This is a genomic window from Pseudomonas sp. GD03858 (assembly GCF_029840925.1).
Classification (GTDB): domain Bacteria; phylum Pseudomonadota; class Gammaproteobacteria; order Pseudomonadales; family Pseudomonadaceae; genus Aquipseudomonas.
Window position 1 is genome coordinate 1 of record NZ_JAOCDM010000203.1, and the last position, 3,692, is coordinate 3,692.

3 protein-coding genes are annotated in these 3,692 nt (G+C 62.7%); all 3 read right to left on the reverse strand.

What is annotated here, in order from left to right; translation table 11 throughout:
* Window positions 1–2,281 (reverse strand): MlaD family protein (locus tag N5D48_RS25920; RefSeq protein ID WP_279888972.1); only part of this gene is annotated, 2,281 nt, incomplete at its 3' end.
* A complete protein-coding gene (locus N5D48_RS25925; RefSeq protein ID WP_279888974.1) occupies window positions 2,274–2,897 on the reverse strand; it encodes a paraquat-inducible protein A in 624 nt (207 codons plus the stop codon). The genes N5D48_RS25920 and N5D48_RS25925, both read right to left, overlap by 8 nt.
* Entirely contained in the window at window positions 2,884–3,543 is a 660-nt protein-coding gene (locus N5D48_RS25930) for a paraquat-inducible protein A (protein WP_279888975.1), read from the reverse strand. Before N5D48_RS25930 ends, N5D48_RS25925 begins: the two co-directional genes overlap by 14 nt.
* Window positions 3,544–3,692: the final 149 nt, after the last annotated feature.

Sequence of the window (3,692 nt, forward strand, 5' to 3'; positions counted from 1 at the left end):
TCGGCGCCCACTCCAGCCAGGCATCCTCGGCCTTGTCGAACAAGGCGAAGGTCTGTTGTGGCCGAGCAGGATTGCCCATCTGCTCGCCGTCCGGCGTGGCAAAGGCGATCCCGCCTTCGATCAGGGTCTCGACCGACTCGGTGCGCACCGTGGCGCCCTTGAACAGCCCCCAGTCGAAACCGAACCCGCTACTGTTCCAGAAGCGGCTGCCGCCCCGTACCAGGCCGGCATAGCGTGGCTCGATCAGAATGTGGATCAATACCCGGTCGGCGGTCTGGCCCAACTCGAACCCCGTGACCTTGCCCACCGTGACCTCACGGTAGGTAACCGGCACGCCCGGCTTGATCGAGCCACGCCGCGCCGCGCTCAAGGTCAACGGCAGGCCGACCTCCTCGCCTTTCACTTCAGGCGCGTCGCTCAGGGCGATGAAATCACGCTGCGGCCCCTTGTCCTTGAGCGCCGGCAATACTTCCAGGTACTGACCACCGATCAGTGTGTCGAGGTTCTGGGTGCGCACCAGGCCCAGGGCCGGCTTGACCACCCAGAACTGGGTGCCGGCACGGGCGATGCGCTCGGCCGCCTGGGTAATCCGCGCGCGGAGCAGCACGGCCTGCAGATCGCTGGTCAGGTCGACGCTCTCGACACTGCCCACATCCAGGCCACGGAAGCGGATCGGGGTACCCGGCTTGAGACCATCGGCGCGCTCCACGCGAATGGTGACCAGGGCGCCGGCGCGGTTCGCCGCATCCTGGCTTTCATGCAGGCGGAAACGTGGAATATGGCGCTTCAGCGGCACATCCGGCTTTGGCGTATCGAAGGCAATACCGCCCGCCATCAGCGTCTGCAGCGACTCGCTCTTGACCTGGATGCCCGAGAGCCCGCCGGTCAGGGTGATGCCACTGGCGTTCCAGAAGCGAGTGGAGCCATTGACCAGCTTTTCGTACTCCTTCTCGATATGCACGCCGATCAGGATCCGCTTGCTGTTACGGGCGAACTGGTAACTCTGCACGCTACCCACGCGCACCTGGCGGTACATCACCGGGCTGCCGACTTCCAGCGAACCCAGGGTGTCAGCGAACAGCACCATGTGCAGGCCCGGCGCCTTCAGGTCCAGCGGCGGCGCCTTCGGACGCGCCTCGAACTCACGCAGAGGCTTGGCCCCCACCTCTCCCGGACGAACCGCGATGTAGTTACCCTTCACCAAAGCCTCGAGGCCGGTGATGCCAGCGAGCGAGATCGACGGCTTGACCACCCAGAACTGGGTGCCTTCGACCAGATAGTCTTCGGCCAGCGGGTCCAAGGTCAGCTCGGCCGTGGCGCTGGACAGATCGCCCTCGATCTTCAGGTCCTTGAGCGAGCCGATCTGGATACCTTTGTACAGTACCGGGGTGCGCCCCTTCTGCAGGCCTTCGAAATCACTGAGCTTGACCTTCACGCGGATACCGGCCTGAGCCGCGTCAAAGTCTTCGTAAAGGCGGAACGGCAGGCTCGGGTCGGTGGGCGGGCTGTCCTTGCGGTTCTCCGGGGTCGCGAAGGCAATCCCACCGGCAACGATGCTCGACAGCGACTCGGTGCGCACTTTCACCCCCGACAGGTCGGCATCGATACTGACCCCGCTGGCATTCCAGAACCGCGTGTGCTTGCGCACCAGGCTGGCATACGCGGGGGCGATGAAGACCTTGATCTCGACCGTGCCCTGGTCCTCGGAGAGGCGATAGCTCTTCACCCGACCAACCTGGATCTGCTTGTAGAACACTGGGCTATCTCGGTTGAGCGACCCCAGACGCTCGGCCTTGAGCGTGAGGTGCAGGCCAGGCTCGGCATCGGACATTGGCGGAGCTTCCTTGAGCGCGGTGAAACGCTTGGTCGGCTCCCCTTCCCCCGGATCGACAGCGATATAGTTGCCCGAGACCAGCGTTTCCAACCCCGAAATGCCCGCCAGGCTGACGCTCGGCTTCACCAGCCAGAAACGCGTGCCCTTGGTCAGGTGTGGCCCCGCCTCCTTGCGCATCTCGATGGTGGCGACGACACCCCGGTTGTCCCCCTTGTCATCCAGCACCAGGGCAGTGACCTTGCCCACCGACATGCCTTTGAAGATGACCTCGGTCTTGTTGGCGACGATGCCCTCCCCGGTCTCGAAACGCACCTGGATCGCGATACCCGCGTCCTGGTAGGCCTGCCAAGCCAGCCAGCCACCGATGGCCAGGGCGATCAGCGGGAGAATCCAGATGGCCGACCAGTTCGAAGCAGGCCGGGTTTTAGCCGTTGGCAAATCACTCATGGTCGTCATCCGACTCCGTGTTATCCCAGATCAGTCGGGGATCGAAAGTTAAAGCAGCGAGCATCGTCAGGATCACCACGCTGGCGAAGGCGACGGCGCCCAGGTTGGCTTCGACACTGGCGATGCGGCCGAAATTCACCACGGCCACGAGGATGGCGATGACGAAGATGTCCAGCATCGACCAGCGGCCGATGAATTCGATGAAGCGGTACATCAGGATGCGCTGCCGCGCCGAGAGCGGCTGGTGGCGCTGCACCGAATACAGCAACAAGGCGATGCCCACCAGCTTGAAGGTCGGCACCAGGATGCTGGCGATGAACACCACCGCGGCGATCGGCAGCATGCCGTGCTTGAGCAACGTGATGACGCCGGACATGATCGTGTCAGGGCTACCCTGGCCCAGCGCACTGACGGTCATGATCGGCAGCACGTTGGCCGGGATATAGAGGACCATGGCCGTGATCAGCAGCGCCCAGGTGCGCACGATACTGTTGGGACGCCGGCCATGCACGACGGCACCACAGCGGGTGCAGGTCTGCGAGGCGGTATCAGGCTCCTGCCGGTTCAGCTCATGGCATTCATTGCAGACCAGGATGCCTGCATCAATCGCCCGCATGGACATCCTCCCCCGACAAAGCCACCCAGATCTGGTGTGGCGACATGACCACTTCGAGCCATACCTGAACCAGCAACAGGCTGATGAAGCAGAACAGGCCGAGACCAAGACTGAGTTCAGCCAGATCGACCAGCTTGACGATGGCGACCAGCACGCCCATGAAATAGACCTCGAGCATGCCCCACTCACGCAGATGGTGGTAGACACGATAGATCAGCAAGCCGTAGCTGCGGCCAATATCCAGGCGGATGCTCAGCAATACCGCCAGCTGGCAGAGCAGCTTGAGCAAGGGAATGGCCATGCTGCACAGGAACACCACCACGGCGATACCGCGCATTTGCGAATTGTACAGGCCGAGCACGCCACTCCAGACGGTGTCGTCGGACGTCTGTCCGAGCAGGTGCAACTGCATGATCGGCAGGAAATTGGCCGGCACGTACAGCAGCAAGGCCGTCAGCACTAACGCCAGACTACGGTTGACCAGGTTGTGCCGGTGGGCATAGAGCTCGTAGCCACAACGCGGGCACTGAGCCTTCTCATCATTTTGCAGCGTTGGCTTGCGCATCAGCAGGTCGCACTCGTGGCAGGCCACGAGTTCATCCAGCGGCAACTGCGCGAGCGCTTCAGGGTCGTCAGGGTTGGGCATAAATGCGTTCTGAATGGATACGTCGGCTCTATTCTAGTGTTCCGACTCGAATTGTGGGAGACGGCCATTGTGAGGAACTGTATGGGTGTTCGAGTCACATTTTTCGAATGCGAGACGCCGCCCCCCCTGTAGGAGCGGCCTTGTGTCGC

Excerpts from the sequence above, each read along its gene's own strand:
- N5D48_RS25925 (WP_279888974.1), bottom strand. The coding sequence starts at position 2,897 with ATGCGGGCGATTGATGCAGGCATCCTGGTCTGCAATGAATGCCATGAG.
- N5D48_RS25930 (WP_279888975.1), bottom strand. The coding sequence starts at position 3,543 with ATGCCCAACCCTGACGACCCTGAAGCGCTCGCGCAGTTGCCGCTGGAT.